Genomic DNA, 2,009 nt, shown 5'->3' with positions numbered 1-2,009 from the left:
CCGGTGCCGTCCGGACGCGGCGGCGACCGCGTCGGCCCCACCCCGCCGGCCGTCGCCCGCGTACGCGCAGGCCAGCCCCACCCCGCTCCACAGGTCGGCCCACCGCTCCGGGGAGAAGCGGGCGACCGCCCCGGCGATCCGGCCGGGGTCCGCTCCCCGGCTGAACCAGAGGCTCCGCCCCACCCCCTGGTCGAAGGCCCGGCGCGCGTACCCGGAGAGCCGGCGGGGGACCTCCCGCCCGTCCACGGTCGGCCCGGGACGGAAGTACCCCTCGTGGAAGCCGTAGCCGTCCAGCGCCAGCCATCCCAGGAGCGGGTCCATCCCGGCCGGGGGGCATTCCAGGCGGCGGCGCAGCCGGGCGAGCGCCCACCCCGCCCCCACGTGCACCATGTAGGCGTGCGCGTCCCCCGGCCCGCGCAGGAAGGCGTCGAGCCGTCCGCTCCTCCAAGGCACGAGGACGTCCAGGAGCGCCAGCGCCATCGCGGAGCCCTCGTAGGCGAAGCCGCGCAGCTCCGCTCCGGTCCCGTCGAGCAGGGCGCCCAGGCGTGCCGGCTCCGGCTCAGCCAGGGCCGCGTGGTATCCGCGGAGGAAGGTGGAGCCCGCTTCCTCCAGCCGCGCGCGCGCGGCCGGGTCGCACTCCCCGAAGCCCCGGCGCGCGAAGGTGGCCTCGCGCGGATCGATCCCCAGGAGCCGGGTGCGGAGAAGGGCCGTCCGCCGCCCCGGGGCGGGAGCGGGGCGTTCGGAAGGGAGGGCGGCAGCGGGAGCCGGATGCATGCGCGGCGCGGGTTGGAGGGGTCCGCGGGCCGGCCGCGGAAGGATCCGCGCCCGACGCAGGGACCTCCGCCCGGAGGAAAGTCGCGTGCCGTAACAGGTGGCGGGAGGTGCACCCCGGCCAAACGCGCCACGCGAGGCGCATCACGCAGCCGGGCGGCCGTGTGGCCGTCAGCGGCTGTGTAAAGCCAGGTTCACAATCTGCGGTCCGTATGGGACAGGGGTGGGACAGGCGAAGGGAGGGACCCGGCACCGGGGAACTCGTTGAGGAGGTCGTACAGCGCACGCCGGCTGATCCCCAGCAGGCGCGCCGCTTCGCTCCGGTTCCCGTGCGCCACCCGGAGCGCCTCTCCGAGGTAGCGGAGGCGAACGCGGCGCATCGCCGCGGCCAGGTCGAGCGGAGCGGCGCTCTCCGCGTCCGCCGGCTGCCCCGAGGCCCGGCGGACCTCGTCGGGGAGGTGGCAGGGGAGGAGCACGCCCCCCGCCCCGGAAGCCAGCACCGCGATCCGCGCGATCACGTTCTCCAGCTCGCGCACGTTGCCGGGCCAGCCGTACGCCTCCATCTCCTCCAGCGCGGCCAGGCTCACCTCCTGGAGCGCGTGGGGGATGACGGCCGCGATGGAGCGGAGGAAGTGCAGGGAGAGGGGGAGGAGGTCCTCGGTGCGCTCGCGCAGCGGGGGGACGCCGATCTCCACCACCCGCAGCCGGTAGTAGAGGTCCGCCCGCATCCTCCCCTCCCACATGGCGCGCCGGAGGTCGCGGTTGGACGCGGCGACGATGCGCACGTCCAGCGGGATCGACCGGTTGCTCCCGAGCCGCCGCACCGCGCGCTCCTGGAGGACGCGCAGGAGCTTCGCCTGGCGCTCCACCCCCAGCTCGGTCACCTCGTCCAGGAAGAGGGTGCCCCCCTGCGCCTCCTCGAACCGCCCGGCCCGCGCCTGCACCGCCCCGGTGAACGCGCCCTCCTCGTACCCGAAGAGCTCGGCCTCCGTCAGCGGGTCCGGGATCGCGGCGCAGCTGACCGCCACGAACGGTCCGCCGGAGCGGGGCGAGGTCTCGTGGATGGCCCGGGCGACCACCTCCTTCCCGCTCCCGCTCTCCCCCGTGATCAGCACGGTGGCGGGACACTGCGCGACCTGCGCCCCGACCTCACGGACCCGGCGGATCGCCGCGGAGGCGCCCACCACGCGCGACCACCCGGTGGGCGTCCCGGCGGCGTCGGGCGCGGTCCGCTCCGC

Annotated in this window: 2 protein-coding genes; both read right to left on the bottom strand. The window is 76.5% G+C overall.

Annotated elements, in window-relative coordinates; all coding sequences use genetic code 11:
• A partial coding sequence (locus VGR37_14500) for a DUF1702 family protein (GenBank protein HEV2148611.1) occupies positions 1–774 on the bottom strand: 774 nt, incomplete at its 3' end.
• Between the two features lie 191 nt (positions 775–965).
• A partial coding sequence (locus tag VGR37_14495) for a sigma 54-interacting transcriptional regulator (GenBank protein ID HEV2148610.1) occupies positions 966–2,009 on the bottom strand: 1,044 nt, incomplete at its 5' end.

The organism is Longimicrobiaceae bacterium (assembly GCA_035936415.1).
Classification (GTDB): domain Bacteria; phylum Gemmatimonadota; class Gemmatimonadetes; order Longimicrobiales; family Longimicrobiaceae; genus JAFAYN01.
This window is presented reverse-complemented; position numbering and strand designations above follow the sequence as displayed.